The sequence below is a fragment of the Streptococcus sp. CL8.13 genome (assembly GCF_049737895.1).
Genome location: NZ_JBKOTT010000167.1, coordinates 1 through 320, shown reverse-complemented (window position 1 = coordinate 320; position 320 = coordinate 1). Strand labels below are relative to the sequence as shown.

Sequence of the window (320 nt, the reverse complement as noted above, 5' to 3'; positions counted from 1 at the left end):
TACTTCTCAAGCTAAAGTTCCAACCCAAAAAGATTATGATTTGAACGGAACAGGTTGGGGACCAGATTACCAAGATCCAGCAACCTATCTCAATATTTTAGATGCTAAGAAGGGTTCTGCCTTGAAACATCTAGGTATAACAAAGGGCAAGGATCCTGAAGTTGTGGCAAAAGTTGGCTTGGATGAATACAAGAAGCTCTTGGATGATGCGGCTTCTGAGACAAGTAATCTTGATAAACGATACGAAAAGTATGCTAAAGCACAGGCTTGGGTTACTGATAGTTCACTTCTTATTCCAGTTGCTTCTTCAGGGGGCTCTC

The 320-nt window shown here is 41.6% G+C and carries 1 pseudogene; it reads left to right on the top strand.

Annotated elements, in window-relative coordinates:
* A pseudogene (locus ACLNCN_RS05065) lies at positions 1 to 320 on the top strand (peptide ABC transporter ATP-binding protein); the annotation flags it as partial.